The sequence below is a fragment of the Acinetobacter sp. ANC_7654 genome (genome assembly GCF_056779855.1).
Map to the genome: position 1 here is coordinate 145,843 of NZ_JBWYIR010000003.1, position 26,900 is coordinate 172,742.

A 26,900-nucleotide genomic window follows, 5' to 3' on the forward strand; every position below is an offset into this window, starting at 1 on the left:
TCAGTTATGTTTTTGAATCTCTAAATTATCATAAATCTTAATTTTTTCATTTTGAGTTCTTGCGCTCACGACCATAGTATTAGCGACTTGCTCTGCTGTCACTGGCTTATATTTGAATGTATTTGGCAGAAATTGCGATACTCGCTTGAAAATACTCTGAGAAATATCTTCGAGTGTCCTTGTTTCAGCTCTTTCACCAATTAAGAGTGAAGGTCGAATGATCGCCAATTGATAGAGTGATAATGATTTTAGATAATTTTCTAACTTTCCCTTCACTTGATTATAAAAGAATTGAGATCTTTCATTCGCACCTTCCGCACTTACAATTGCAAAAAAAGTATCGGTATTCACAAGCAAATCAGCAAAATGAGCATTTATCTCAAAATCGATATTGTAAAAATTTTCTTTAGAGCCTGCTTTTTTAATTGTACTTCCTAGGCAACTAAACGCATGTGAGAATCCAGAAGCGTCCTCATCATTTAACATTAAAAAGTCATCAATGACCAACTGATCAACTTTAGTGAACTTTTCAAATTGTTCATCATGCTTACGAACAACTACGACAATTCTTTCGCAATCTACCAATTGATTCAAATGATTTACCAAAGATCGACCAACTAAACCAGTTGCCCCTATAACTATTGCACTTTTAATATTTTTAATCATTTTTTCGCCATTCCTTCCAATATTCATATAATCTAACGCGCTAACCGCATTTTATCTGCATCAAAAATGTTGTCAAAGCATGTCAAGACTTGACTTTGCCGCATCATTTAATCACAATATGGCACTTGTTTACGGGCTGGTGTAAATTCTTCTAATGTTTGTATTTAGTTGAAATTTCAGCCCGCCCAGACCAATCAATTTCAAGGAGTGCACGAGTGGCAAACTCTGCTCAAGCAAAAAAACGTGCTCGTCAAAACGTTAAAGCACGTAAACACAACGCAAGCTTACGTTCTATGGTTCGTACTTACCTTAAACGCACAGTAGCAGCGATCGCTGCGGGTGACTATGCAGCAGCTTCTGAAGCTTACAAAACTGCAGTACCTGTAATCGACCGTATGGCTGACAAAGGTATCATCCACAAGAACAAAGCTGCTCGTCATAAGAGCCGTTTAAATGCACAAGTTAAAGCTTTAGCTTCTAACTAAGTTGCGTTAAAAAAAGCCCTTTAAGGGCTTTTTTTATATCTTAAATTTATCAATAATGCTTAAAAAATATTAAAATTACTATCTTTCTTGCTCTATAAATTCACGAATAGACAGCTCATTACGTTCACCACGCCATATCCATTTCAATTTTGCATCTATAAATGCTTCACCTTCAAACCAAACAAACAAACCTTCCATCATTTCTGGCCAATCCTGCTGACGAATCTGTGTTTTACCTGAAATTACAGCCAGAATACCAGCGAGAATAGTGTCATGGCTAACCGCCAAACTTAATCCATGATTCTGTTGAGGGTGAGTTTGATAAAGCAAATGTAAAACATCAATCACACCTGTAATTGGCTGCTTCATCCCAGGTAAAGTATTGTTTACAAAGCTATTGATAAAGCCCAAAGCACCTTGTTGCTTAAAATATGGCGCAGCTTGCTCGATATCTAAAACGAAGCTACCAGGCTCGACCAAAAGCCCCTGCTCAACAATTTTAATATGATGGGTATTTGACTTAGGATTGATTTGATCAGCACCTTGAATCATCAGTGCTGCAGTATCAATACAACGTTGAATTGGACTAGAAATACAGTGTTCAATCACACGATCTGTTTGATCAATAAGATAAGCCCCCCAAGCCTGCGCCAGATCCTTACCTTGATCTGTTAATTGCAAATCATATCCAGCGAGTCCTTGGCCCACCACCATTTCACGTATTGAGTGGCGAGTAAATAGTGTAACAGGCACAGCAACATCGGGCAGTAAATCAACCGCTCTGAGCATACTTGGAGGAAGCAACTTCAGCGACATAATAATTCTAATAAATGAAATTAATTTGACTATAACACGATGAAATTATAGTTCCACTCCCCTAAAGTACATTTGACAACGCATCTAAAGCCAATTGCCTCATTTCAGGATCACGATAGGCGATAAAACCATTATTCAAAACAGTATCACGCTGATTATAGGTAAATGGCACAGAATCTAAGGTCAATAAACCACCCCCTATACTCTCTAGCAAGCCTTGTCCAGCACTGGTGTCCCACTCAGAGGTTGGATGAAATCTTGGGTAAATATCTATCTCACCTTCAAGCATCATGCAAAATTTATAAGCACTTCCAGCTTCACGACGTATAACCGGTATTTCTCTTTCAATATAATCAATATAGTGTTGATACTTAGGATTTTTACTACTATGACTCAGCCCAATTTGGATGGCATCGACTGGTGAGGCTTTAAATTTGCAATATTTTTCCCAAATATTGTTCATAAATGAATATTTATAAGGAAGATCCGTCAAATAGCCCATATACATAACTTTCTCAGTCGGCACGACTATGACTGAAAATACAGTTTGATAGTTCTGAATAAGACTCAGATTAATTGTAAATTCATCACGTTCATGAATAAACTCCTTCGTACCATCCAAAGGGTCTAGCATCCAACATTGAGGCCATTCATGTCGCTCTGAATAATCACTTTCTTCAGAAATGATCGGAATATCAGGTGTAAGTTTTGCAAGCTCTCTGAGCAGATATTGATTGACCTTTAAATCTGCTTGAGTTACAGGAGAATGGTCATCTTTTTCGTTGATTTTAAAATCACGTCCAGCACAATAGTTTTGATATTCTTCTAATAATATTTGGCTTGCAACAGCCAAAATCGGAACCAAATTTAACATTTGTTGATCTTGGGGAGCATGCGTTGTGATAAACATGGATAAAACCTATTTTTTCTGGCGCTACACACTCTAAGCACGACGATCATATTAAGAACCTCAGCCTAAAATGCAGCGTGATTTAATTTGCATTGTTGGATTTATATTAATAGTAGCAAACCTATAAAATATAACCACTTTGAAACACATAACCCATTTCAATCATAAGAACTCTAACACTTTTAAAACAAAATCCGAAGCGTGATTGCCAACAACCCTCAATACATCTTAAATAACACCCGCAATAGTTCCAAAAATCAGAGAGCGCCTTAGAGTCAGTATCAACATAAAAAAACAAGCCTTCTTAAAGAAGGCTTGTTTTTTATTTTTGCTCTTTGACTGGACTTTCAGGCTGTTCATTCGGTTTTTTTACAGGCTCTTTATTTTTAAAAGAGTCCTGATTCCCTTTATCCTCATTAGATTCTTTGTGTGGTTTCGAACTATTATCATGTTTTGTCATACTTCAAACTCCTATGCACCATTTTCAAAAAATATGATGCTTTCATAGCGACTTCTATACTATTTTTGTATTCATTATCAAGATCTAAATTTGTGACCTCACACATCTAATTCGATATAATACGAATGGAATGAAATATAGAAGTCACCACGCACACCCTTTCTTGAAGTTCAATTTTAAAATGCTGATGCAAGTCCAACCTTTTGCATCAAATGATGGTGTAAATCGATATTTAAATAACACCCATTTTGTTGTTTTTATTTGTGCTAAATTGCAACAATACCTGAGGAAAGATGAATGAATAAACCCATCATCATGTTTGACATGGATGGAACCCTACTCGATCTTGCTTTTGACGATTTAATTTGGAATCACAAACTCCCTGAGCGACATGCCAAAACTCATCAAATCAGTTTAGAGCAGAGCAATCAAATTCTATTTAAATTTTATCAAGATCATAAGCACACGCTCGATTGGTATTCTACGCGCTTTTGGACAGCCAAAGTCGGCGTTGATACTTTTCAGCTTCAACACGATCACAAAGAATTCATCAAGCCGAGACAGGGATGCATTGCGTTATTATCAAGCCTTAAGCAAGCTGGATACCGAATATGGTTAGTCACCAATGCTGATGAAAGAGGTTTGGCATTGAAAATGAATCAAGTTGACCTCACCTCTTATTTTGAAGTGATGATCAGTAGTGAAACAATCGGTTTTGCTAAAGAGCGTTTTGAATTTTGGGATCAATTACAGCAAATGCACCCATTTGAACCTCTTCACTGCGTTCTCGTTGATGATACTGCGGTTGTACTCGAAGGTGCTAAATCTTTTGGTATTGAGCATCTAATCACAATTACCCAACCATCTAGCGCTCAACCTGAGCGCGAAAGGTCTAAACTTCAGTATCCTGCAATTAATGATCTAAGATCATTAATCCCCTATTTAGACCAAATTAACCATGAGAAAGAAATGAATGTCAAAACAGCATGAAACTAAAATCACTGATTCAATGCGAATTGATAAGTGGCTTTGGGCAGCACGCTTTTTTAAAACCCGCTCAATTGCCAAAGCAGCAATCGAAGGTGGTAAAGTTCATCACAACAATGATCGTGTTAAAGTTTCCAGAGAAGTACGTGTAGGAATGGAGTTAACGATTCAGCAGGGATTTGAAAAGAAAACCGTCATAGTGAAAGCATTATCATCTGTACGAGGCGGGGCACCTACTGCACAATTACTCTATGAAGAAACTGAAGTCAGTATCGCGCGTCGTGAGTTGCTTTCTGCACAAAGAAAATTGCATAATCTTGCACGACCAGATCATCGACCAAGCAAAAAAGATCGACGTGATATTACAAGATTCCGTCAACAAAATGGTCAGCAATATGACGAAGTTTGGTCATACGATGATGAATAAGTTAAAGCGACAAATACTGTCGTTTTGAAGTTTAAAATTATAGAACAGTTCGATTTTTTCTGTCACTATAAATGCCGTGGACATTAGACTTAATTAAAGACATCCACTTAAGTTATCAGTGATTTACATCGTTTTGAGGTTATGAGATGGATGATAATAAAAGCAAAGCACTGAGTGCTGCTTTAAGCCAAATTGAAAAACAATTTGGTAAAAATACGGTAATGCGCCTCGGTGACAATACTGTTCAAGCTGTAGAAGCTGTATCTACAGGCTCTCTTACATTGGATATCGCACTAGGTATTGGTGGTTTACCTAAAGGCCGTATTATTGAAATTTATGGTCCAGAATCATCAGGTAAAACCACCATGACACTTCAAGCGATTGCGCAATGTCAAAAAGCTGGTGGTACTTGTGCATTTATCGATGCTGAGCATGCTTTAGATCCTCAATATGCTCGCAAACTTGGTGTTGATATCGATAACTTATTGGTGTCACAACCTGATCACGGTGAACAAGCACTAGAAATTGCAGATATGCTGGTACGATCTGGCGCTATCGACTTAATTGTTGTCGATTCTGTAGCAGCCTTAACCCCTAAAGCCGAAATTGAAGGTGAAATGGGTGACTCTCATATGGGTCTACAAGCACGCTTGATGAGCCAAGCATTGCGTAAAATTACAGGTAATGCAAAGCGTTCCAACTGCATGGTGATCTTCATTAACCAAATTCGTATGAAAATTGGTGTCATGTTTGGAAGTCCAGAAACCACTACTGGTGGTAATGCGCTCAAATTCTATGCTTCTGTACGCTTAGATATTCGCCGCATTGGTCAAGTGAAAGAAGGCGATGAGATTGTTGGTTCTGAAACACGCGTTAAAGTGGTGAAGAACAAAATGGCACCTCCTTTCCGTGAAGCATTATTCCAAATCATGTACGGTAAAGGTACAAATCAGCTTGCTGAATTGGTCGATCTCGCTGTACAACAAGAACTTGTTCAAAAAGCTGGTGCTTGGTATTCATATCAAGGCAACAAGATTGGACAAGGTAAGAACAACGTGATTCGTCACCTTGAGGAAAATCCTCAACTTGCACAAGATCTTGATCGCATGATTCGTGAACAGTTGTTAACCACAGCGACACCAGCTCCAACTGAAGAAAATGACGAAGAAGCAGATTTATTTGAAGTATAATTTTTCAAAAATTTGAAATCGAAGCGCCCAAATTCTGGGCGCTTTTGTTTAAGTGCATGGATTTAAAATGTCAGAGAAGTTTCCCAAGTTCATTCATTATGAGCAATTAAAATCAATAATGAATGAAGATGAACCTCAACATCTCATCAATGATCAACACTCGGCTAGTCAACACCTAACCGATCAAGCACCAGATGAATGTGATTTAGATGATACTCATTCATCAGTTCTAGCACAGAATAAAGGCTTAACAGGGACTCGTTTGAGATCGTATGCATTTGCAGTCTTAACTCGCAAAGAATACTCAAAAAAAGACTTAATTGATAAACTTGCTTTGTATGCACAAAATAAGGAAGAGGTTTTGAGCTTAGTTGATGAGCTAGCGCGAGAAAATTATCAAAGTGATGCTCGCGTTGCAGAAATGACGGTACGCAGCCAATTACGTAAAGGAAAAGGTCCAAATCGAATAAAGCTAGCGCTTAAAAGCAAACACGTTGATAAAGCGTTGGCTGAACCAGAAATGGAAGAAATAGATTGGTATGAACAAGCATACTTATTGAAGGTCAAAAAATATGGCTATGAAGTTGCTCAGGACGCAAAATTAAAAGCAAAACAAATTCGCTTTTTACAATATAGAGGCTTTGAAATGGATGCGATTATGAAAGCTATAAAACGAAAAGAGAATGAAGAATAAGAAATAAAATTATTATAATGGTGGCAACCCTACTAGCAAAACTCCGGCACATTATAGTTCTGATACCGTTGCTACCTTCCGGTCCTGGCGGGGTTCTCAGAGTACAATTGCGAAGCCACCAGCAGGGCTACCATTGCAAGAACAGAGTATAGAGATTTTTAACGATCTTGCAAGACCATAATGGGCTTTAAAGGCACTAAAAAAGTTCAAGTGAATATTTACTAATCTATTAACAACAAACTTGATATTTTTCATCTAAATAACTTCAACTTAAATTTCTTCATTTATACAGTTTCATTGTAAATTTATATTGATTTTAAATGCTATGACGTTTTTAATGATCTGATTATTAAGAATTGAAAATACTCAAAGTTCAAATTTGAGTATGGACACAAATGGAATAATGAACATGCTCAATAAGCGTACTTTTCTTGCACTAGCATTGATGAGCTCAACATCAGTTTTTGCCAATATTCCTATCGAATCAAAAGGATTAAGCCAAAATTCGAGTTTGAACCAAACAGCAGTCGCAGCGAATAACACCGCTACAGCCCCTACCAACACCAGTTGGCAGCTTATCCAACAAAATCAACGCTTAGAAAATCAAATTCGTGCACTTCAAGGCAAATTAGAAGAACAAGAACATCAAATTAATCAACTGACCAACGAATTAAAAAATCGCTATACAGATCTAGATCAAAGATTAGAACTCCTTCAACAAAAAATTGATCCTGTGGAGGAGTCCAATGCCGAAGATCCTAATACTGCACCACCCATTCCTAATGAGCCAACTGCACCAAGCACTAGCACTAACTCCAATACCACAGCATCACAAAATGCAACGAACTTGAATCAAACCAACCAACAAGAACTTGATAAAGCGGCTTATACAGTTGCCTTAGATGCATACAAACAAGGTGGCGCAAAAAAAGCCATTGCACCTATGCAAAACTTTGTACGTAACAATCCAAATAGTGTGTATACAGGTAATGCCTATTTTTGGTTAGCTGAATTCAATTTAGCAATTGAACCACCCAATTATGAAGAAGCAAGAAAACACTATGAAACTGTCGCTTCGAAGTTTCCAAATTCAGGAAAAGCACCGCGATCTTTATATCAGCTGTATAGCATCGCGAAAGATGTAAATAAAAACGCTCAAACTGCTGAAATTTATAAAAATAAACTACTGAGCACCTATCCTGACTCTGAAGAAGCTGGATATTTCAAAAAAAGTTGAATAAAAAAAGACATCATAAGATGTCTTTTTTTTTCTAGCAAAAGCTCTTAACGAACAATACCGCGCTTAGATTCATTTAGAGAATCTATGAGGAGCTGAGCTTCAGAAACATTTGGTAAAATTTCAGCAGTAATCTGCTCAATGGCTTGTTGTGTCGTTAGACCACTTTTATAAATTAACTTAAATGATTCTCGCAAACCATTGATTACATCTTTTGACCAACCCTTACGACGCATACCTTCTACATTCATTCCAAATGCATGAGCCGGATTACCAGACACCATCACATAAGCAGGAACATCCTTCAAAATCAATGATGCTCCACCAATCATGCTGTATGAGTCGATCTTACAGAATTGATGAATACCGGAGTTGCCACCGACAACAACGAAGTCACCAACATGCACATGACCTGCGACACCAACATTGTTTGCAAAGATGTTGTTATTACCCACCACACAGTCATGCGCAATATGCGTATTGACCATCAACAGATTATTACTACCAATTTTAGTAATACTTTGATCCTGCACTGTACCGCGATGCAGACTACAATGCTCACGAATTTTGTTGTTGTCGCCAATCTCAAGCCAAGTTTCTTCACCAGCATACTTAAGATCCTGACACACCTCACCCACACTGGCAAACTGGAAAATTTCGTTTGATTTACCGATGCGGGTATATCCACCAACCACCACATGAGAATGTAACACTGTCCCACTATCAATCGTCACATGAGGACCAATAATCGAATAAGGACCAATTTTTACATCAGAAGCAATCGTTGCCGTAGGATCAATAATTGCTGTAGGGTGGATTAAATCACTGTTACTCATGCTTGCTCTAATTTCTGATGAGAAATAATAATTTCAGCTGTCGCTGCAATTACACCATCAACGCTCGCACTACAAAGATACTTGTAAATACCACGTTTCTGCATTACAAGCTCTGATTTTAACACGAGTTGATCACCAGGAACGACTTGTTTTTTAAAACGAACTTTTTCAGCGCCAGCGAAAAGAAAAAGTGAACCCGGTTTGGGTTTTTCATTGTTCATAATAAAGCCAAGAACGCCAGAAATTTGTGCCATCGCCTCAACGATTAAGACACCCGGCATGATTGGATAACCTGGAAAATGACCTTGCATAAACTCTTCATTTATGGAGACATTTTTAAATCCGACAATTCCATTCTCAGTCACTTCTGTAACACGGTCTACCAATAGAAATGGATAACGATGCGGCAAATATTCACGAATTGTTTGAATATTCATCGGCAATTCAGGAATTGAAAAAGATAAAGTAGACTCTGTCATATTATTTACGCAATTTTAAAGTTGATTCGATTGACTCTAACTGAGCCTGCATATCATCTATTTGTTTGACTAATTTGGTCAATGGCACATCTGCTAATTGTCTTAGACGAACAACTGTTCGTTTCCAACGAGAATTTTCGAGCAATCCCATTCCTGAAGAATATGTACCAGCTTCTAAAATGCTACCTGTGACCATTGACATTCCAGTTAGCGTCACATTATCTACAATTTTTAGATGTCCTGAGATACCACAAGCACCTGCAAGGATACAGTTTTTGCCAATCACAGTACTGCCCGCAATACCGCATTTTGCAGCAATTGCAGTATTTTCACCGATTTGAACGTTGTGTGCGACTTGCACAAGATTATCAATAATCACACCATCATGAAGTATAGTGTCATCCAAAGCGCCACGATCAATACTACAGTTAGAACCAATTCTGACATCATTTCCAATTTGAACAGACCCGAGTTGAGCAATTCGGTTCCACTTACCTTGATAAGGAGCAAAGCCAAAACCCTCTCCTCCAATTACGGTATTCGCATGGATACGAACACGTTTAGCAATTTTAGATCGACCCGTAATCGTGACATGCGAATCGATGAAACAATCCTCACCGATTTCAACATACTCATCAATTTTAGTTTGCGAATGAATTACTGTATTTGATCCAATCACGGCATGTGGGCCAACTACAACGTAATGACCAATGTATACATTATCTCCAATCATAGCACTCGGATCGATTACTGCGGTGGCCTCGATACCACGTTGCACAGTTTTAGATTCGAACACATGAGTTAAAATCGCGAAAGCAAGATACGGATTTTGTACGACAATAAAATTATTATGCTGATTAAGCTGAGCCTGCATCTCAGAAGTGACAATTAAGGCACCTGCTTGAGATGAAATCGCTTCGTCTAAATACTTATCAGAATTTACAAAAGAAATTTGGTTTGAGTTCGCTTGAGTTAAACTTGCAAGACCCTCTAGCAACAGATATGCATCACCAATAACTTGGCCTTGTACAAGTTTGGCTAAGTGATCGAGACGAAATTGATTTGATTTCATTGACTATTTGATTGCATTAACCTTTTGAATCATTTTAGCAGTTAAATCGTATTTTGGGTCATATGCCAAGGCAGCATTTTTATTTAAAACTAAATCAAGATTATTTTCTTTGCGCAATTGTTCAGCAACTTGTTTAATTCTTGAGTCGAAAACTTTATTTGTATTTTGAATGGTGCTTTGAACACGTGATTGAACAGTCTGTTGCAAAGATTGAAATTCGTTCATCTTCGTTTGATATTGAGAGGATAGTTGCTGGGCATTCGATTGATTGGCTTGAGCTGATTTAGCCAACGCTTCAATTTCTTTACCCAATTGTTCTAATTTTACCGTTTGCGGCTTAATTGTCTGCTCAAGCTGAGTATTCTGCTGTTTTAAGTACGTGCTATTTTCAACGACTTTTTCTAAATCAATTACCCCATATCCTGCTGCATGCGCAAAGCCAACTACAGATGTGAGTAAAACCGTTGAAATCGTTGTTTTAAACATATTCATTATTATTCCTTAAAGGCAAAAGGCCGTACTAGAAAGTACGACCAATTTCAAATTGAACAGACTTAGTTTCATCACCAGGCTTATCATTCAGTGGGTACGCATAGCTTAATGATAGTGGACCAATCATCGTAATCCATGTGAAGCCTACACCAACACTATATCGCATATTTCCAGCATCGAAACCAAAGTTGTCTTTACAGTATTGTCTAGCATCGAATGCAGTCGAATTGGTTGCGCCAAAATAAATATTTCCAGTAGGTACGTCACATTGAGTGTCGAACACTTGAGCACCTTCTGCAAAAATAACAGGACGGACCTGTCGCGCCCAGTCGCCTTTAAAAGGAACTGGTAAGATTAATTCAGTACCAAATTGAACTAATGCATTACCCCCCACCTCTTCAGGGTTTCTATCTTCTCGAGTTAGAGCAGCATCTGTAATACTCGGATATTTTGGACCTAATGTACTATTATCATAACCACGAACAGACCCATAACCACCAGCGTAATAGTTTTTATAGAATGGTAAATCATTACCGAAACCTACCTTACCATAACCACGCCATACAAAATCCTTTCCTAAAGGAATAAAGGCTTGAGTATCGTATGTTACCTTCTGATATTCAACATCACTACCCGGCAATGCAATCTCTGCATTAACACGATGAGACATACCCGACGTTGGGAAGCGTGGATTATTTAATGTGTTATAAGACCAACCTAAATTTAAACTATAAGTAAAGAAATCACCTTTAAACTCATTACCGTACTCAACTTCAGGTTCAGAGCAAGGTTCATAAGCAATTACATTACCGTTATCATCTTTAATTGGCTCTAAGTCGACTGGACAATACTTACCAGTACTTGTTTCCCTACCACCATTGGCAAGTAAATAATCACGCACATAAGTAGAAACAAATGGACCAGTCGTTACTTCAGTTTGATCAATATTAATACCAGCACTTAAGCTCTGATTCTCATCAATTGGGTAACCAAAGCTCAGACCACCACCGAAGCTATCTGTAACATAATTGTTAACGTTATAGTCTTCGTCTAATTTCGTCTTACGATAATAGAGATTGTAACCACGGCTGACACCATCAATTGTAAAGTATGGATCAGTAACACTTAGGTTATAATAATCTTGTGTCTCAGAACGAGAAAGATCAATCGCTACACGGTTACCTGTACCTAAGAAGTTAGTTTGACTTAAACCTGCTTGGAACGTAATACCCCCGTTTTGCGAATAACCCACAGCTAAAGTACTTGATCCTGAGTGTTGTTCTTCAACAGCGATATTCAAATCAATCTGATCAGGCGCCCCCGGAACACGTACCGGCTTAACATCTACTTTACTGAAAAATCCAGTACGCATTAAACGGACTTTTGAAAGATCAATTTTTTCGTTACTCGCTAATGCACCTTCCATCTGGCGCATTTCACGACGTAAAACTTCATCAGCAGTCTTGGTATTACCTGTAAAATTAATACGTCTAACCGTAACTTGCTGACCCGGATTGATGTAATAATTCAAATTAACTTTTTTTGTTTCATTGTCAATTTGAGGCACAACATTAATTTCAGCATAGTAATAACCAGCATTACCATACTTACGCTGTAACAACTGTTTTACTGCATTCACCAACTCTTGTGAGTAAGTTGCATCATCTTTATAAATCTTTAGTGCACGAAGATCTTCGTCTTTATATAAAGCATCACCTAAAAATTTGGTTTCACCAAATTTAAATTGCTCACCCTCATTCATTGAAACTTCAATGAAAATATTTTTTTTATCTTCACTGATATTCAAATTAGAGTTGGTAATTTCAAAATTGATATAACCTTTATTAAGGTATAAAGCTCTTAATGCTTCAAGGCTTGCTGCCATTTTTTCACGCGCGTAGCGATCATTTCTGGAAATGACAGATAACCATCCGCTTTCCTTGACAGCAAAGACTTGCTTAATTTCATCGTCTTTAAATACAGTATTACCAATTAAATTAATTTCAAAAACTTTAGCTGGTTTACCTTCAATGAAATTAATATTGACATCAACACGGTTATTGGCTTTTGCAACAGTTTCGACCTGAATATCCGCATTATAGCGACCTTGTTGTGAATACTGCTGTTCAAGCTCAGTTTCTAGCGTCTGAAGTGCAGATTTAGTGAGCACCTCACCTTCAGCTAGACCCATTTTCTTCAAGCCCTCTTCCAAGGCTTCTTTTGGAATGAGCTTATTACCCTTGAAATTGATTTTAGAAATAATAGGACGTTCAACGACTTTAAAAACCAAAACATCGTTTTCTTTGAAAGCTTGAATATCATCAAACGAATTAGAGGCATACAACGCACGAATCGCATTCGCAATCACTGGATCATTAATGCGATCCCCAGCATTCACCGGTAACATTGCGAGTACATTAGCCTGCGTTAGTCGAACTAATCCATCAACACGCACATCCCGCGCGATAAACTCGTCTGCTGCATATACTTGTTGTACTGCTGCCATTGCGCTAACGAGTGCCAATGGCATAAATAAATGTTTGTGCTGCATGCCTATTGTTTTCCAGTAAGTTAATTATCCATCTATAACGCTTATAAACGCATAAAATCATTAAATATTGCGAGAAACATCATACTTCCCAGCAACACCATACCAATTTTTAATCCAACCAATTGTATTTGTTCAGAAACAGGTTTACCACGAATTAATTCAATTATGTAATAAACTAAATGCCCACCATCCAACATCGGAATCGGAAGCAAATTTAATATACCCAAACTTACACTCATTAATGCCATAAATGAAATGAAAGTTTGCCACCCCATTTCAGCACTTTGACCTGCAACTTTAGCAATCGTAATTGGACCCGAGAGATTATCCAACCCAATCAATCCACGAATCATTTTGACAATTGAGCCAAGTATCATAGAAGATAATTGACCCGTTTTTTCAACCGCAACCACGAAAGCTTCCGCTGGATTATATTGAATTGTATGCTTATATTCAGCAGGAATATTGATCTGACCAGATTGAGCTTGCACTCCCAACATTCCTGTCGTATTGCCCATATTGTCACGCTTTCCTTGAGGCATGACCTTTAATTGAACAATCTCGCCTTGACGCATCACTTCAATATTCAATAGTTTTTCTGGTGATTTTTGTACTATATCAACAACTTCAAACCAATCGTTAATTTTTTTATTATCAATCGCGACAATTACATCACCTTCCTTCATCCCTTGGCGTATAGCAGCACCATCTTCAGATAATTTATGCACAACTGGTTGAACATGAGGTCGATATGGTAAAAACCCCAAGACATCCAAAGGTGATTGAGACTGATCTTTTAGAAATTGCTGAATCGGTAAATTAAAAGTTTGCACCTGTCCATCACGATCAGCTTGAATTTGAATCGTACCAGTTTCACCTACGCGATCAATCAGCGCATAATTCAATTTTTCCCAAGTTGGCGTCGCAGTTCCATCCACTGCTATGATTTTATCACCAGAACGCATCTCTACTTGTGCGGCTGGCGTATTTTCAATCACTTTACCAACTCGAGTGTTTAATTGTTCCTGAGCTGGTAAGAACAGAATCCAAAAAAGTAAAACAGCAAAAATTAAATTAACAAGTGGTCCCGCAGCAACGATTGCAATTCGTTTTAAAGGGGATTGCCGATTAAACGCATAAGGTAAATCTTCTGCACTTACATTACCTTCACGCTCATCTAGCATTTTTACATAACCACCTAAAGGTAATGCAGAGAGCTGATATTGAATGCCTGACTTTTTAGAGGTCCACTTTAGAACTGTTGGACCAAATCCAATTGAATACACAAGAACCTTAACGCCAAGTTTTCGTGCTACCCAGTAATGTCCAAATTCATGAATTGCAATCAATGGACCTAGAAGCAAAATAGCCGCGACGATAATGAAAAGTATATTCATCTTAGGTACTCAGTGAATTCGTGAGTTGAATAGCATAGCGACGTGAAAGCGCATCAGTCTCTAGGATTAGCTCCAAAGAATCAGCATTTGAATTTTGAATATGGTTCAAAGTGGATTCAACAACTTTAGGAATATCTAAAAATTTGATTTTATTTTTTAAAAATGCTTCAACCGCGATTTCGTTTGCAGCATTTAAGATCGCAGGCGCCAATCCTCCAGATTTCATTGCTTCACGAGCCAATTGCAACGCTGGAAAGCGTACAGTATCAGGCTGCATAAAATTAAGCGTATCGTTTAGAAATAAATCTAGCGGAGGAACATGTGCTTCAATCCGATCTGGCCATGCAAATGCATGTGCAATCGGCGTACACATATCAGGATTACCCATTTGAGCCAAAGTACTACCATCAACATACTGAACCATTGAGTGAATAATACTTTGTGGATGCACAACCACTGTAACAAAATGTTCTTGAATTGAAAATAAATGACAGGCCTCGATCAACTCGAGACCTTTGTTCATTAGCGTTGCCGAATCAACTGATATCTTCTGCCCCATAGACCAATTAGGGTGCTTACAAGCCTGTGCAGGTGTCACATTACTGAGCTCATCTAGCGTATGATGCAAAAATGGACCGCCAGAAGCAGTCAACAAAATTTGTGAAACACCTAACTGGGGTTTACCACCTGTATCTAATTGTAAATAATTTTGAGGCAGGCACTGAAATATTGCGTTATGTTCAGAATCTACAGGTAATAATAAGGCTTTATTCTCTTTAGCGGCCTTCATCATGATGTCACCAGACATCACCAACGATTCTTTATTTGCTAGAAGAACACGCTTACCAGCTTGAACAGCAGCGAGTGTTGGCAATAATCCTGCCGCACCCACTATCGCCGCCATCACGATATCAACCTGAGGATGCTCAGCAACAGCGATTAAACCCGACTCATCAGAGAGAATTTCGGTTGAAGTGATATTTTTTAATTTGAAAAATTGATGTAGTTCATCCACCTTGCCTGAAGGTACAACAGCATAATGTGGATGATATTGTTGACATATTTCGCTTAACTGCTCTACACGACTAAATGCAGATACCGCAAAAACATTGTACTTCTCTGGATGTCGATCAATGACTTTTAAGGTACTTTGTCCAATTGAACCCGTTACACCTAATATACATACTGATTGAGACATCTATAAATCTACACCAACAAGTTTTAAAACAAATATTCCCGCAGCAAAAATAGGTGCGGCAGCAAGCAATGAGTCAATGCGATCTAATACACCACCATGACCAGGCAAAATACGACCTGAATCCTTAATACCTGCACGACGCTTAATCATTGATTCAAATAAATCACCTTGAACTGAGCTAAATACTGTCAGCACAGATAGGAGTAAAAATAGAATATGCTCTACTGCGGTTAAATCTAAATAGTTAAATTGTACAAATAAGATAACAATGATGACTGTAATTACACCACCGATTAACCCTTCAATAGATTTATTCGGGCTCACCTCAGGTGCAAGCTTACGCTTACCAAGCTTCCTACCTACAAAATACGCCCCACTATCAGCACCCCACACTAAGAGGAATAGATACATGAGCCACCAAGGTGAACTTATCCAGACTTCGTATATTGCCGATACTGCAGCGCTAATAATCACTACACCAATCCAATTCAGTGAAGTGTTATACCACGCATCATAAAGAGGATATTGCTTAACCCAATAAATGGTAATAACCCAAGTAATAATCGAAGCACTCCACAACAGCAGTACTAGATCATCAAAATAAAGCGCAATTGCAGAAAATACCGCAGTGATTACACCAAAGCATCCTGCTTTAAATTTATTCACTTGATCAGTTTGACGAGGCATGAGTTTAAACCACTCATAGCCAGCCCCCCCGGCAGCGATAATCATTAACGCTAACATTGGATAAATGGATGTAGTTGCAAACATACAGCTCAAGACTACAGCCACTAAAATCAATGCGGTAATTATCCGCTCTAACATTATTAGTTCTCTATTTTCTCTTGTTGGACCTGCTCAGAGGTTTTTCCAAAGCGCCTTTCACGCCCTAAAAACACACCAAAGGCATGATCCAATTCTTCTGTTGTGAATTCTGGCCACAACGTCTCAGTAAAATACAACTCAGCATATGCAGATTGCCATAATAAAAAATTAGACAATCGATAATCACCACCAGTACGAATCAATAAGTCGACTGGAGGTAAGTCACCTAAACTGACATGCTGAGCAAACAAATCAACATCAACTTGATCAACATCAATTTTTTGTTCTTTGACGAGTTGTGCGATTGTTTTAGCAGTTTGTGCGATATCCCACATTCCACCATAGCTCACAGCAATTGTGAGCGTCATTTCTGTGAAAGTAGCAGTCCTTTGTTCTGCTTGCAACATTAATTGTTGCAATTCTGGCGATAAACGAGAGCGATCCCCGATGAATCTAAGCCCAATCTGAAACTTTATCATTCGGGGAATTTGTTCATTAATCGTCTCTTCCAACAGTTTCATGAGCAAATCAACTTCGTATTGAGGTCGATTCCAGTTTTCACTTGAGAAGGCATAAACAGTAAGTGCTTTTACACCCACTTTACGACAATGCTCTACAATCGGATCAAGGACATTTTTTCCTTCACGGTGTCCATCACCTTTTTGTAGATGTTTCTTTTTTGCAAAACGATTGTTGCCATCCATAATGATGGCAACATGTTGAGGCAGAAGCTCTGCTGAGATGGTCATTATATAGCTTAGACCTTCATCAACTCTGCTTCTTTTGCTGCTAAACGCTTTTCAACTTCAGCAACAAATTTATCTGTGATTTTTTGGATTTCATCGCCAGCACGACGCTCATCGTCTTCAGAAATTTCTTTTTCTTTCAGCAACGCTTTAATATCACCTAATACATCACGGCGAATATTACGAATCGCAACTTTTGCATTTTCAGCCTCGTTACGTGCCACTTTTTGCATATCACGGCGTGTTTCTTCAGTTAATGCCGCCATTGGTACACGAATTGAATCAGCAGTAATTGGGTTCAAACCTAAATCTGACTCACGAATTGCTTTATCAATTGCAGCGACCATATTGCGCTCGAAAGGTTGAACAAGCAATGTACGCGAATCTTCAACACCAATGTTAGCAACTTGGTTTAATGGCACATCAGAGCCATAGTAAGGAACCATTACGCCGTTAAGAATTGATGGATGTGCACGACCTGTACGAACTTTAGCAAAACCATGCTCTAATGAGTCCAATGATTTATTCATGCGCTCTTCAGCATCTTTTTTAAGATCGTTAATCATGTGATCTTCCTTACCTAATTCTCAAAATTTAAATCAAAATAGTGTTTAGTATAAATAGCTTTGAAAGCCACGTACATCAATTAGTAACGTGAGTACCTTCTTTTTCACCCATAACCACTGACAATAACGCACCTGATTTATTCATATCGAATACTTGAAGTGGAACATTATGGTCACGGCATAAGCAAATCGCGGTTAAATCCATTACACCAAGTTTCTCATCTAAGACTTGGTCAAATGTTAATGCATCATATTTAACAGCATCTTCGTATTTGCTTGGATCTTTATTGTAGACACCATCTACCTTCGTCGCTTTAAGAATTAAGTTGGCCTCAATCTCAATACCACGTAAGCAAGCAGCGGTATCTGTCGTAAAGAATGGATTACCAGTACCGGCCACAAACACACAAACTTCACCATTATTTAAATGACGAATCGCATCACGGCTAGAATATGATTCTACAACTGTACCGATTGGTAATGCTGACATTAAACGGGTTTTAATATTACGACGTACCAATGCATCTCGTAGCGCCAAACCGTTCATCACAGTTGCTAGCATACCCATTTGATCACCTGTTACGCGACCAACCAACCCATCTTGCTGTAATTGGCTACCACGATAAAGGTTACCACCACCCACAACGATACCAACTTGCACACCTAGACCAACCAAGTGAGCAATAGATAAAGACATTTGATCAAGCACTTGTGCATCGATACCCATATCTTTATTGCCTGCTAGCGCTTCACCCGAAAGTTTTAGCAGAATACGACCAAAGCGTGGTTTTTTAGAATCTAACATTACAAACTCCAATATCCGAATTCATTTATAAGTATTACTTCAAACAATTATGCGGTTTTAATTTCAATCAATTCTGCATAAAGGTCGTATTCATCCGCATCAGTGATTTTAACAACCAGTAAATCACCTGCTTTAATCATGCTCTTATCAATATCTTCCACAAAGACATTTCCATCAATTTCAGGGGCATCTGCATAAGAACGCGCCACTGCAACTGGAAACTCTTCTTCTAGATCATCAACCAGCACAGTCATGGTTTGACCAATACGCTTTTGTAGTTTTGCAGCAGAAATTTCTTGCTGAACCTGCATAAAGCGTTCGTAGCGTTCCTGTTTAATTTCTTCAGGCACATGATCTGGCAGATCATTTGCAGTTGCACCTTCAACTGGAGAGTATGTAAAACAACCAACGCGATCGAGCTGAGCTTCTTTCAACCAATCTAGAAGTTGCACGAAATCTTCTTCAGTTTCACCCGGGAAGCCAACAACAAATGTAGAACGAATGACTAAATCAGGACACTTTTCACGCCAAACTTTTAAACGCTCTAGCGTGTTTTCACTATGCGCTGGACGCTTCATCAGTTTTAAAATTTTAGGGCTAGCGTGTTGGAATGGAATATCTAAGTAAGGCAAGATCTTACCCTGTGCCATCAAATCGATAACCGCATCAACATGTGGATATGGGTAGACATAATGCAGACGCACCCAAATACCCAATTGACCTAATGCTTCACACATATCATAGAACTTAGTTTTTACAGGCTGACCATTCCAAAAATCAAGCTTGTATTTTGTATCTACACCATATGCCGAAGTATCTTGAGAAATAACCAAGACTTCCTTTACACCAGATCGTTTTAAAGCCGCCGCTTCTTCTAATACAGAACCAACTGGGCGAGATACCAGATCGCCACGCATACTTGGAATAATACAGAAGGTACAACGGTGGTTACAGCCTTCAGATATTTTCAAATATGCATAATGTTTTGGTGTTAATCGAATACCTTGTTCTGGCACAAGATCAATAAACGGATTATGTTTAGGAGGTTCAGGAACATATTGATGCACAGCTTCCATTACTTCTTGATAAGCTGCTGCACCAGTAACTTTAAGTACGTTTGGATGCATTTGACGAATTTTTTCTTCATCTTTACCCAAACAACCTGTCACGATGACGCGACCGTTCGCACTCATCGCCTCACCAATCGCGTCTAATGACTCTTGTACTGCAGATTCAATAAAACCACAGGTATTAACAACAACTAAATCAGCACCGTCATAATCCGACGCTACATCATAACCTTCAGTTTTTAACTGAGTAAGAATTCGCTCGGAATCTACCAATGCCTTAGGACAACCTAAAGAAACAAAACCGACTTTGGGGGATTTCATGAATCTGCGCTCCACTAGAATCCGCGTATTGTATGTCTTTTCAATTCATAAAAACAGTTGAAAACCCCACTCTTTGCATAACGCACCAAAATATTCCCATAAATTTTAAAAAATATTGCAATCGCACCAATATGATGCATTATTAAATAAACCCAACTTTGCATGCATATTTTGCAATCGCTTCGCGCTTTTTTTCTTAATAAATGAGTTCATTTTAGTTGTTTTTAACGATTTCAAACAAAGTTGGCTCATATTTTGCTTTATTTGAGGACGTTAAAATTAAATAACTCCCTCTTTGTGAGCAGTGATGGAAAAACTCATAGATGCAATTGCTCTATTTTAAGACAGGATTTTGAGGTTAATGAATCAACAACCAACGATTGATTACCGTTTACTCGTAGACAACTTGAGCACTGCGATACTTTTAGTCGATAGTGAATTAAATATTTTTTATTTAAATTCCTCATGTGAAGCACTCTTTGATATCAGCTTATTAAGAGCATCAGGTCAATCTGTGCTCAGTATTTTACAATCTCCAGGTGATTCATTTAACACAGAAGAAGCACTCACGAATACATTACTCACGGGGCAAGCTTATACCCGCCGTGAAGCGACTATTATTGTGAACTTTAAAGATGTACATGTTGACTATTCTGTTGCCCAACTTAACACTGGCAAAAGTTATCACCCCCTCCTTCTGATTGAACTCAATCCAATTGATCGAATGTTGAAAATTTCTAAAGAAGAAAATTTTATTCAACAACATCAGGTCGCACGCCAATTAATCAGAGGTGTCGCGCATGAGATTAAGAATCCATTAGGGGGCATACGTGGCGCAACTCAATTATTGGCACGTAGTTTAAATGATCCTGAATATAAAGAATTTACGGACATTATTATTAGTGAAGTAGATCGCCTGAGAAATCTTGCTGACACAATGCTCGGTTCTCGGCAGTTACCAAGCTATGAACCTGTAAATATTCACGAGCCTTTGGAACGCGTTCGTTCTCTGATTGTGAACCAAACAAAAAAGAAAATTAAAATTACTCGTGATTATGATCTTTCTTTACCTGATGTTGAAGCAGATCGGGATCAACTTATTCAAGTGATGTTGAACATCAGTGTAAATGCTATTCAGGCCATGACTGAAAATAAAGAGTTTTTTCAAGACACTCAACCTGAATTAACCCTGCGTACACGTATTCATCGCCTTGTCACGATTAACGGAACTTTACATCGCTCAACTGTTCGAATTGATATCGAAGATAACGGCCCTGGCGTTCCAGAGGAAATTTTAGAGTCCGTATTTTATCCATTAGTCACAGGACGCGCTAAAGGAACAGGCTTAGGTCTGAGCATCGCACAAAATATTATGCATCAACACAATGGAATGATTGAATGCCAATCTGTTCCAGGCAAAACCGTATTTAGTCTTTATATACCTTGGGAGTTAAACCATGTCGCGAAATAAAATTTGGGTAATAGATGACGATCGCGCCATGCGTTGGGTTCTAGAAAAAACATTTAAAGAAGAAGGTTTAGATGTTACCAGTTTCGAAGAAGCTCAATCTGCACTGGATCAGTTACTTGATGATACACCTGATGTAATTTTGACAGATATACGGATGCCAGGAATTGATGGTCTTACCTTTCTCGCTAAAGTCAAAGGTCATTATCCTGATCTACCTGTGATCATCATGACGGCACATTCGGATCTAGAGTCAGCAGTATCAAGCTATCAAACGGGTGCTTTTGAATATTTACCAAAACCATTTGATATTGATGAGGCTTTAGCACTTGTCAATCGTGCCATCATGCACATTAATAAGCTCCAACAACAAGAATCTGCGAAATCATCCGTACAGCCAATTCAATCAACTGAGATCATTGGAGAATCTCCTGCAATGCAGGAAGTCTTCCGAGCAATTGGACGTTTGTCGCAATCACACATTACGGTATTAATTAATGGTGAGTCAGGTACAGGTAAAGAGTTAGTCGCTCATGCATTGCATCGTCATTCACCACGTAGCAGCAAGCCATTTATTGCGCTTAATATGGCTGCCATTCCGAAAGATTTGATTGAAACTGAATTATTTGGTCATGAAAAAGGTGCATTCACTGGCGCTAATACTCAGCGACAAGGTCGTTTTGAGCAAGCCAATGGCGGTACATTATTCCTTGATGAAATTGGGGACATGCCATTCGAAACCCAAACGCGTTTATTGCGTGTTTTAGCTGATGGCGAGTTTTATCGCGTCGGTGGACACATTCCAGTGCGTGTTGATGTCCGCATTGTCGCTGCGACTCACCAAGATCTAGAAAAATTAGTACATGATGGACGCTTCCGTGAGGATCTTTATCATCGTCTGAATGTAATTCGTATTCATATTCCTAAACTTGCTCACCGCTCGGAAGACATTCCGATGCTCGCACAACACTTTCTCGCACGAGCAGGTAAAGAACTTGGTGTAAGTCCAAAGATTTTACGTACAGAAACTATTGAATACATGAAACAGTTGCCTTGGCAAGGTAATGTACGTCAACTTGAAAACACATGTCGCTGGCTGACAGTGATGATTACTGGAAGAGAGGTTTACCCAGAAGATCTTCCTTCTGAGTTAAAACAACTACCAATCCAAAAATCTGATGATCCAAATCATCCACACAATCAAGCAGATCGTATCGCTATTCAGCATTGGGATGAGTTGCTTAGTCAGTGGGCTGTACAAAAACTCAAAAATGGCGAAATGAAATTATTGGATATCGCCACGCCTATGTTTGAACGCACCTTAATTAATGCTGCACTACAACAAACTCGAGGAAGAAAACGCCATGCTGCTGAGCTTTTAGGTTGGGGTCGCAATACCTTGACTCGTAAGCTAAAAGAATTAGGAATGGATACTGCTGAAGATGATGAAGATGAAGTTGTAAGCACTACTGCCGAGTAAACTTCTAGATTTAGGTTAATCAACACATTTGATTAACCTATTCTTCATCATAATTCTAAAATTTTAAATCATGCTCAATATAAAATACAAAAAGATGAGTCCAAATGAACAATAATCACTTAAAGCATAAAACTTATCTAGGTATCATCTTCTGCCTTATTTCTTCACCCTCCTTTGCCACAGTCGGCGGTCCGGAGACAATAGAAGTACTAGGTTCAGATATTAAAGATCAGAAAATATATTATTTACGCCATTACCATGATGAATCTGGTCGACTACCAACACTTTATTATTATTTGCTCAATAGCAGAAACCCACATAAAGCGATTGAGGTTCAATCCATTTATACCCCATTAAATAGCCGAAATCACATTACTGAAACTCAGCATACGCTTCGCAAAATTCAAAGTATGCAAGCTCGCCTTGTCAAACCAGCGCCATTAAGCCCTAAGACTGCTAACCTAAAATTAAATAAACAAAGAGAACAGACTGGAAATTTTTGGTTAAACGTGCCTGAAATTAAAGTAAGTAAATTCCAATCTCAGGTACAACTCAGCCAACGTTCTAAACCTTCAATGTATAAAAGCCAACAATTCGAGAATATTCGATATCATCGTAATTTACCTCAGATCAAAAAACTTTACGCATTTCCTCACACTTTCCCCAATTATCGCGTTGCAGTTATTAGTTATATGGGTATTCCTACTGAAACAGGCTACGAAAAACAAGATGCCATTTTACTCTGCTCAACATAATAAAAAGCTCCCGAAGGAGCTTTTTATTATGCTTTTCAAGCACGCTGTTCAATTGGTAAAACTTTGCGCAATTCAGGTCCTGTGTAATCCGCACTTGGGCGAATAATACGGTTGTCCGCACGTTGCTCCATCACATGTGCCGCCCATCCTGTTACACGAGACATCACAAAAATTGGCGTGAATAGTTTCGTTGGTATACCCATAAAGTGATAAGCAGAAGCATGGAAGAAATCAGCATTACAGAATAATTTTTTCTCTCGCCACATGACTTCTTCACAACGTACTGATACTGGATATAAAACAGTATCTCCTACATCCTTAGCCAAGCGCTCAGACCATACCTTAATAATCCCATTACGTGGATCATTGTCTTTGTAAATTGCATGACCAAAGCCCATGATTTTTTCTTTGCGTTCGAGCATACCCAGCATTTCGCGCTCAGCTTCTTCAGGAGATTTCCATTGCTCAATCATATCCATTGCCGCTTCATTTGCACCGCCATGCAGTGGACCACGCAAAGAACCAATAGCACCTGTAATACACGAATGTAAATCTGATAACGTCGAAGCACACACACGTGCCGTAAATGTTGAAGCGTTAAATTCATGTTCTGCATAGAGAATTAAAGAAACATTCATGACTTGTTCATGTAATTCATTAGGTTTTTCGCCACGCAATAAATGCAAGAATTGAGCACCAATTGAGTCGTCATCAGTATTTTCTTCGATACGAACACCATCATGGCTATATCGATACCAATAACAAATAATGGCTGGCAATGTTGCCAAAATACGATCAGCTATATCTTGCTGTTCACCAAAGGACTGTTCTGTTTCTAAGTTACCCAACATAGAAACACCTGTACGCATAACATCCATAGGATGTGAATCTGCTGGAATACGCTCAAGCACTTCTTTTAGTGCTTGTGGTAACGCTCTAAGTGATTTTAGTTTTGCTTTATAGTCCGCAAGTTGTTGCGCCGTCGGTAGTTCACCAAAGAAAATTAAATATGCAACTTCTTCAAATTGGCAATTTTCCGCCAAATCTTGAACATCATAACCACGATATGTTAAGCCTGCACCACTTTTCCCAACGGTTGAAAGTGCTGTTTTACCTGCGACTTGTCCACGCAATCCTGCGCCAGTCAATACTTTTCCTTCAGCCATTTTTTTATTTCTCCTGAGTGAATAGCTTATCTAGTGTGTTTTCGAAAGTATGATAATCAAGGAACTCGTATAATTCTTTTCGTTGTTGCATTTTATCAATAACATTCACTTGCGTGCCGTCTTTACGAATTGAATGCATCACTTCTAATGCTGCTTTCTGCATCGCACGTGTCGCAGACAATGGGTATAACACCATTGAAATTCCCTGTTCTGCTAGCTCTTCGGTCGTATAATAAGGGGTATCACCAAATTCAGTGATATTCGCTAGCACAGGCACACCTACAGCATCACAAACTGTTTTATACATCGTTATATCAGTCATCGCTTCCGCAAAAATAGCATCAGCTCCAGCTTCAACACATGCACATGCACGATCAATGACGGCTTGAAGGCCTTCTTTTTGCAGCGCATCCGTACGTGCCATGACCACAAAATTAGAATCAGTTTTTGCATCAACAGCAGCCTTAATACGGTCTACCATTTCTTGTTGAGACACAATTTCTTTATTAGGACGATGTCCGCAGCGTTTTTGCGCAACTTGGTCTTCAATATGAACAGCAGCAGCTCCAGCAGCGATCATTTGCTTGATACTTCGTGCAATATTAAATGCACCGCCCCAACCTGTATCAATATCCACAAGTAAAGGCGTATCTACACGTTCAGTGATACGACGAACATCTTCAAGCACATTATCTAAACTCGTCATTCCCAAATCAGGAAGACCATAGGAATAGTTTGCAACACCTGCGCCTGATAGATAAATTGCTTTATAGCCAACTTGTTTTGCCATCATTGCTGCATATGCATTTACAGTTCCGATGATTTGTAATGGCTTTTCCACTTCTAATGCTTGTCTAAATCTTAAGCCTGCAGACGATTGTTCTGTCATATTCCTTTCCACAGTGTTTACTATAATTATCGAGTTTTTAGTATATCTATAAATTTAGTTTGATATATGACCGTTTAGTATTTTTGCTCTAAAACTTTAGTCATATAAAAATGAATTATCATTCATTTTTTGATTTTGTTATTATTTTGAGTGTCAGGCGTTAAGTGCTTTAATTTGTTATACTCCATCTTCAATTTCATTTTTCGCTATTGTTACTGCATGCAACATCCATTTCCGCATATTGAAACTTCTGGTTGTGATATGCCCCATACTCGCCGTGGTCAAGAACGACGTTTAGCATTATTGCTAAGCGCCAATACGCTATTCTTGGAACGTGGCTACGATGCTGTGTCTTTGGATGATATTGTTCAACATGCTGGAGGCTCCAAAGCATCTATTTATAAATATTTTGGCGGCAAAGAAGGCCTTTTTACTGCTATATGTGATTATCGACGTGAACTCTTTTTTAAAGATATCTGTGTTGCATATGATCCAGATCATGGCGATTTTAGATCTTATCTGATACATACACTACTTAACTTTCATCGCCACATTAAAAAAGAAGATCATACTGCCTTTATGCGCCTCGTGATTGAGCAATCCCAAAAAAATCCAGAACTTGCTCTTTATTTGCACGAAAAAGGCCCTAAACATATCCAGTTAGCGATCGCAAATGCATTAGAAAATGCGCATAAACTTGGTGTGTTAAAATGTGAAAATCCTTTATTTTCTGCTCAATTATATTTTGGAATCTTAAGAAATTTAGAATGGAAAATTTTAATGGGGATACCAGTACTTGAAACCGATCAAGAAACCATCGAATACATCAGCTATTCTGTCGATCGCTTCCTAGATGGGCACCAAAAAGTCTAGTTTTTTTGCAATTCTCTTTACATATAGTATATTAGTCGA

The 26,900-nt window shown here is 38.5% G+C and carries 28 protein-coding genes and 1 other RNA gene; 10 read left to right on the forward strand and 19 right to left on the reverse strand.

Translation table 11 applies throughout. The features are described 5' to 3' along the window. Entirely contained in the window at positions 1–666 is a 666-nt protein-coding gene (locus AC1M86_RS05040; RefSeq protein WP_481607406.1) for a Rossmann-fold NAD(P)-binding domain-containing protein, read from the reverse strand. A gap of 215 nt (positions 667–881) precedes the next feature. On the opposite strand from AC1M86_RS05040, the gene rpsT reads away from it, so the two are divergent. Continuing rightward, positions 882–1,151: a 30S ribosomal protein S20 gene (gene rpsT, locus AC1M86_RS05045; RefSeq protein ID WP_035263646.1), complete on the forward strand. Its 270-nt coding sequence runs from the start codon at positions 882–884 to the stop codon at positions 1,149–1,151. A 78-nt stretch (positions 1,152–1,229) separates the two neighbouring features. On the opposite strand, the gene AC1M86_RS05050 is transcribed toward rpsT, so the two are convergent. The 3 genes from AC1M86_RS05050 to AC1M86_RS05060 form a co-directional block, all read right to left on the reverse strand. Next, on the reverse strand, positions 1,230–1,967 hold the full coding sequence (locus AC1M86_RS05050; RefSeq protein WP_481607407.1) for a histidine phosphatase family protein: 738 nt from the start codon (positions 1,965–1,967) through the stop codon (positions 1,230–1,232). A 61-nt stretch (positions 1,968–2,028) separates the two neighbouring features. Further along, positions 2,029–2,877, reverse strand: coding sequence for a 3'(2'),5'-bisphosphate nucleotidase CysQ family protein (locus tag AC1M86_RS05055; RefSeq protein ID WP_481607408.1), 849 nt, complete (start codon positions 2,875–2,877; stop codon positions 2,029–2,031). 322 nt (positions 2,878–3,199) lie between these two features. Then, positions 3,200–3,337 (reverse strand): hypothetical protein, encoded by a 138-nt coding sequence (locus AC1M86_RS05060; protein WP_171076720.1) that lies wholly within the window; start codon positions 3,335–3,337, stop codon positions 3,200–3,202. 297 nt (positions 3,338–3,634) lie between these two features. On the opposite strand from AC1M86_RS05060, the gene AC1M86_RS05065 reads away from it, so the two are divergent. The 4 genes from AC1M86_RS05065 to AC1M86_RS05080 all read left to right on the forward strand — a co-directional run bounded on the left by AC1M86_RS05065 (position 3,635) and on the right by AC1M86_RS05080 (position 6,635). Continuing rightward, a complete protein-coding gene (locus AC1M86_RS05065) occupies positions 3,635–4,327 on the forward strand; it encodes an HAD-IA family hydrolase (RefSeq protein WP_481591038.1) in 693 nt (230 codons plus the stop codon). Beyond that, complete coding sequence (locus AC1M86_RS05070) at positions 4,311–4,751, forward strand: RNA-binding S4 domain-containing protein (protein WP_035263651.1); 441 nt, start codon at positions 4,311–4,313, stop codon at positions 4,749–4,751. The genes AC1M86_RS05065 and AC1M86_RS05070 overlap by 17 nt, the downstream gene beginning before the upstream one ends. A 146-nt stretch (positions 4,752–4,897) precedes the next feature. After that, positions 4,898–5,941 (forward strand): recombinase RecA, encoded by a 1,044-nt coding sequence (recA, locus tag AC1M86_RS05075; RefSeq protein ID WP_035263652.1) that lies wholly within the window; start codon positions 4,898–4,900, stop codon positions 5,939–5,941. A 67-nt stretch (positions 5,942–6,008) separates the two neighbouring features. After that, positions 6,009–6,635 (forward strand): regulatory protein RecX, encoded by a 627-nt coding sequence (locus AC1M86_RS05080; RefSeq protein WP_035263653.1) that lies wholly within the window; start codon positions 6,009–6,011, stop codon positions 6,633–6,635. Positions 6,636–6,662: 27 nt separating this feature from the next. Here AC1M86_RS05080 and ffs read toward each other — a convergent pair. After that, positions 6,663–6,759, reverse strand: an RNA gene (gene ffs, locus AC1M86_RS05085) — signal recognition particle sRNA small type. A 285-nt stretch (positions 6,760–7,044) separates the two neighbouring features. On the opposite strand from ffs, the gene AC1M86_RS05090 reads away from it, so the two are divergent. After that, the gene (locus AC1M86_RS05090) at positions 7,045–7,872 is read left to right on the forward strand and encodes a YbgF trimerization domain-containing protein (protein ID WP_481607409.1); all 828 of its coding nucleotides are present in this window, start codon (positions 7,045–7,047) and stop codon (positions 7,870–7,872) included. A gap of 47 nt (positions 7,873–7,919) precedes the next feature. Here AC1M86_RS05090 and lpxA read toward each other — a convergent pair whose 3' ends face one another. The 12 genes from lpxA to rimO all read right to left on the reverse strand — a co-directional run bounded on the left by lpxA (position 7,920) and on the right by rimO (position 20,230). Continuing rightward, positions 7,920–8,708 carry an acyl-ACP--UDP-N-acetylglucosamine O-acyltransferase gene (gene lpxA / locus AC1M86_RS05095; RefSeq protein WP_035263657.1) on the reverse strand — a complete coding sequence of 263 codons (789 nt, stop codon included), beginning with the start codon at positions 8,706–8,708 and terminating at the stop codon, positions 7,920–7,922. Further along, the gene (gene fabZ, locus AC1M86_RS05100) at positions 8,705–9,187 is read right to left on the reverse strand and encodes a 3-hydroxyacyl-ACP dehydratase FabZ (protein WP_035263658.1); all 483 of its coding nucleotides are present in this window, start codon (positions 9,185–9,187) and stop codon (positions 8,705–8,707) included. The genes lpxA and fabZ overlap by 4 nt, the downstream gene beginning before the upstream one ends. A gap of 1 nt (position 9,188) precedes the next feature. After that, a complete protein-coding gene (lpxD, locus tag AC1M86_RS05105) occupies positions 9,189–10,259 on the reverse strand; it encodes a UDP-3-O-(3-hydroxymyristoyl)glucosamine N-acyltransferase (RefSeq protein WP_481607410.1) in 1,071 nt (356 codons plus the stop codon). A gap of 3 nt (positions 10,260–10,262) precedes the next feature. Continuing rightward, the gene (locus AC1M86_RS05110; protein WP_373683274.1) at positions 10,263–10,751 is read right to left on the reverse strand and encodes an OmpH/Skp family outer membrane protein; all 489 of its coding nucleotides are present in this window, start codon (positions 10,749–10,751) and stop codon (positions 10,263–10,265) included. A gap of 28 nt (positions 10,752–10,779) precedes the next feature. Continuing rightward, on the reverse strand, positions 10,780–13,302 hold the full coding sequence (gene bamA, locus AC1M86_RS05115) for an outer membrane protein assembly factor BamA (RefSeq protein WP_481607411.1): 2,523 nt from the start codon (positions 13,300–13,302) through the stop codon (positions 10,780–10,782). Positions 13,303–13,343: 41 nt separating this feature from the next. Then, positions 13,344–14,699, reverse strand: coding sequence for an RIP metalloprotease RseP (rseP, locus tag AC1M86_RS05120; RefSeq protein WP_481589954.1), 1,356 nt, complete (start codon positions 14,697–14,699; stop codon positions 13,344–13,346). Between the two features lies 1 nt (position 14,700). After that, positions 14,701–15,897, reverse strand: a complete 1,197-nt coding sequence (gene ispC / locus AC1M86_RS05125; RefSeq protein ID WP_481607412.1) for a 1-deoxy-D-xylulose-5-phosphate reductoisomerase — start codon at positions 15,895–15,897, stop codon at positions 14,701–14,703. Continuing rightward, positions 15,898–16,722: a phosphatidate cytidylyltransferase gene (locus AC1M86_RS05130; RefSeq protein WP_035263666.1), complete on the reverse strand. Its 825-nt coding sequence runs from the start codon at positions 16,720–16,722 to the stop codon at positions 15,898–15,900. 2 nt (positions 16,723–16,724) lie between these two features. Then, a complete protein-coding gene (gene uppS, locus AC1M86_RS05135; RefSeq protein WP_481587503.1) occupies positions 16,725–17,471 on the reverse strand; it encodes a polyprenyl diphosphate synthase in 747 nt (248 codons plus the stop codon). A gap of 8 nt (positions 17,472–17,479) precedes the next feature. Next, the gene (frr, locus tag AC1M86_RS05140; protein WP_481588194.1) at positions 17,480–18,034 is read right to left on the reverse strand and encodes a ribosome recycling factor; all 555 of its coding nucleotides are present in this window, start codon (positions 18,032–18,034) and stop codon (positions 17,480–17,482) included. Between the two features lie 76 nt (positions 18,035–18,110). Continuing rightward, complete coding sequence (pyrH, locus tag AC1M86_RS05145; protein ID WP_035263670.1) at positions 18,111–18,839, reverse strand: UMP kinase; 729 nt, start codon at positions 18,837–18,839, stop codon at positions 18,111–18,113. Positions 18,840–18,886: 47 nt separating this feature from the next. Next, positions 18,887–20,230 carry a 30S ribosomal protein S12 methylthiotransferase RimO gene (gene rimO, locus AC1M86_RS05150; protein ID WP_179998097.1) on the reverse strand — a complete coding sequence of 448 codons (1,344 nt, stop codon included), beginning with the start codon at positions 20,228–20,230 and terminating at the stop codon, positions 18,887–18,889. A 361-nt stretch (positions 20,231–20,591) separates the two neighbouring features. On the opposite strand from rimO, the gene glnL reads away from it, so the two are divergent. The 3 genes from glnL (at position 20,592) to AC1M86_RS05165 (ending at position 23,933) form a co-directional block, all read left to right on the forward strand. Next, positions 20,592–21,701 (forward strand): nitrogen regulation protein NR(II), encoded by a 1,110-nt coding sequence (gene glnL, locus AC1M86_RS05155; protein WP_180027802.1) that lies wholly within the window; start codon positions 20,592–20,594, stop codon positions 21,699–21,701. Next, positions 21,688–23,178, forward strand: a complete 1,491-nt coding sequence (glnG, locus tag AC1M86_RS05160; protein WP_481591044.1) for a nitrogen regulation protein NR(I) — start codon at positions 21,688–21,690, stop codon at positions 23,176–23,178. Before glnL ends, glnG begins: the two co-directional genes overlap by 14 nt. A 104-nt stretch (positions 23,179–23,282) precedes the next feature. Further along, on the forward strand, positions 23,283–23,933 hold the full coding sequence (locus AC1M86_RS05165; protein ID WP_481607413.1) for an aminotransferase: 651 nt from the start codon (positions 23,283–23,285) through the stop codon (positions 23,931–23,933). A 35-nt stretch (positions 23,934–23,968) separates the two neighbouring features. Here the strand turns inward: AC1M86_RS05165 and prpC are convergent, their stop codons facing one another. Continuing rightward, complete coding sequence (gene prpC / locus AC1M86_RS05170; protein ID WP_481591046.1) at positions 23,969–25,099, reverse strand: bifunctional 2-methylcitrate synthase/citrate synthase; 1,131 nt, start codon at positions 25,097–25,099, stop codon at positions 23,969–23,971. 4 nt (positions 25,100–25,103) lie between these two features. After that, positions 25,104–25,988, reverse strand: coding sequence for a methylisocitrate lyase (gene prpB / locus AC1M86_RS05175; RefSeq protein ID WP_035263679.1), 885 nt, complete (start codon positions 25,986–25,988; stop codon positions 25,104–25,106). A gap of 219 nt (positions 25,989–26,207) precedes the next feature. On the opposite strand from prpB, the gene AC1M86_RS05180 reads away from it, so the two are divergent. Next, a complete protein-coding gene (locus AC1M86_RS05180) occupies positions 26,208–26,861 on the forward strand; it encodes a TetR/AcrR family transcriptional regulator (protein WP_092766355.1) in 654 nt (217 codons plus the stop codon). The last annotated feature ends 39 nt before the right edge of the window (positions 26,862–26,900 follow it).

Bases quoted from the DNA above. Each gene is read 5' to 3' on its own strand.
- AC1M86_RS05040 (WP_481607406.1), bottom strand. From the start codon at position 666: ATGATTAAAAATATTAAAAGTGCAATAGTTATAGGGGCAACTGGTTTA.
- AC1M86_RS05050 (WP_481607407.1), bottom strand. From the start codon at position 1,967: ATGTCGCTGAAGTTGCTTCCTCCAAGTATGCTCAGAGCGGTTGATTTA.
- AC1M86_RS05055 (WP_481607408.1), bottom strand. From the start codon at position 2,877: ATGTTTATCACAACGCATGCTCCCCAAGATCAACAAATGTTAAATTTG.
- AC1M86_RS05060 (WP_171076720.1), bottom strand. From the start codon at position 3,337: ATGACAAAACATGATAATAGTTCGAAACCACACAAAGAATCTAATGAG.
- AC1M86_RS05065 (WP_481591038.1), top strand. From the start codon at position 3,635: ATGAATAAACCCATCATCATGTTTGACATGGATGGAACCCTACTCGAT.
- AC1M86_RS05070 (WP_035263651.1), top strand. From the start codon at position 4,311: ATGTCAAAACAGCATGAAACTAAAATCACTGATTCAATGCGAATTGAT.
- recA (WP_035263652.1), top strand. From the start codon at position 4,898: ATGGATGATAATAAAAGCAAAGCACTGAGTGCTGCTTTAAGCCAAATT.
- AC1M86_RS05080 (WP_035263653.1), top strand. From the start codon at position 6,009: ATGTCAGAGAAGTTTCCCAAGTTCATTCATTATGAGCAATTAAAATCA.
- AC1M86_RS05090 (WP_481607409.1), top strand. From the start codon at position 7,045: ATGCTCAATAAGCGTACTTTTCTTGCACTAGCATTGATGAGCTCAACA.
- lpxA (WP_035263657.1), bottom strand. From the start codon at position 8,708: ATGAGTAACAGTGATTTAATCCACCCTACAGCAATTATTGATCCTACG.
- fabZ (WP_035263658.1), bottom strand. From the start codon at position 9,187: ATGACAGAGTCTACTTTATCTTTTTCAATTCCTGAATTGCCGATGAAT.
- lpxD (WP_481607410.1), bottom strand. From the start codon at position 10,259: ATGAAATCAAATCAATTTCGTCTCGATCACTTAGCCAAACTTGTACAA.
- AC1M86_RS05110 (WP_373683274.1), bottom strand. From the start codon at position 10,751: ATGAATATGTTTAAAACAACGATTTCAACGGTTTTACTCACATCTGTA.
- bamA (WP_481607411.1), bottom strand. From the start codon at position 13,302: ATGCAGCACAAACATTTATTTATGCCATTGGCACTCGTTAGCGCAATG.
- rseP (WP_481589954.1), bottom strand. From the start codon at position 14,699: ATGAATATACTTTTCATTATCGTCGCGGCTATTTTGCTTCTAGGTCCA.
- ispC (WP_481607412.1), bottom strand. From the start codon at position 15,897: ATGTCTCAATCAGTATGTATATTAGGTGTAACGGGTTCAATTGGACAA.
- AC1M86_RS05130 (WP_035263666.1), bottom strand. From the start codon at position 16,722: ATGTTAGAGCGGATAATTACCGCATTGATTTTAGTGGCTGTAGTCTTG.
- uppS (WP_481587503.1), bottom strand. From the start codon at position 17,471: ATGACCATCTCAGCAGAGCTTCTGCCTCAACATGTTGCCATCATTATG.
- frr (WP_481588194.1), bottom strand. From the start codon at position 18,034: ATGATTAACGATCTTAAAAAAGATGCTGAAGAGCGCATGAATAAATCA.
- pyrH (WP_035263670.1), bottom strand. From the start codon at position 18,839: ATGTTAGATTCTAAAAAACCACGCTTTGGTCGTATTCTGCTAAAACTT.
- rimO (WP_179998097.1), bottom strand. From the start codon at position 20,230: ATGAAATCCCCCAAAGTCGGTTTTGTTTCTTTAGGTTGTCCTAAGGCA.
- glnL (WP_180027802.1), top strand. From the start codon at position 20,592: ATGAATCAACAACCAACGATTGATTACCGTTTACTCGTAGACAACTTG.
- glnG (WP_481591044.1), top strand. From the start codon at position 21,688: ATGTCGCGAAATAAAATTTGGGTAATAGATGACGATCGCGCCATGCGT.
- AC1M86_RS05165 (WP_481607413.1), top strand. From the start codon at position 23,283: ATGAACAATAATCACTTAAAGCATAAAACTTATCTAGGTATCATCTTC.
- prpC (WP_481591046.1), bottom strand. From the start codon at position 25,099: ATGGCTGAAGGAAAAGTATTGACTGGCGCAGGATTGCGTGGACAAGTC.
- prpB (WP_035263679.1), bottom strand. From the start codon at position 25,988: ATGACAGAACAATCGTCTGCAGGCTTAAGATTTAGACAAGCATTAGAA.
- AC1M86_RS05180 (WP_092766355.1), top strand. From the start codon at position 26,208: ATGCAACATCCATTTCCGCATATTGAAACTTCTGGTTGTGATATGCCC.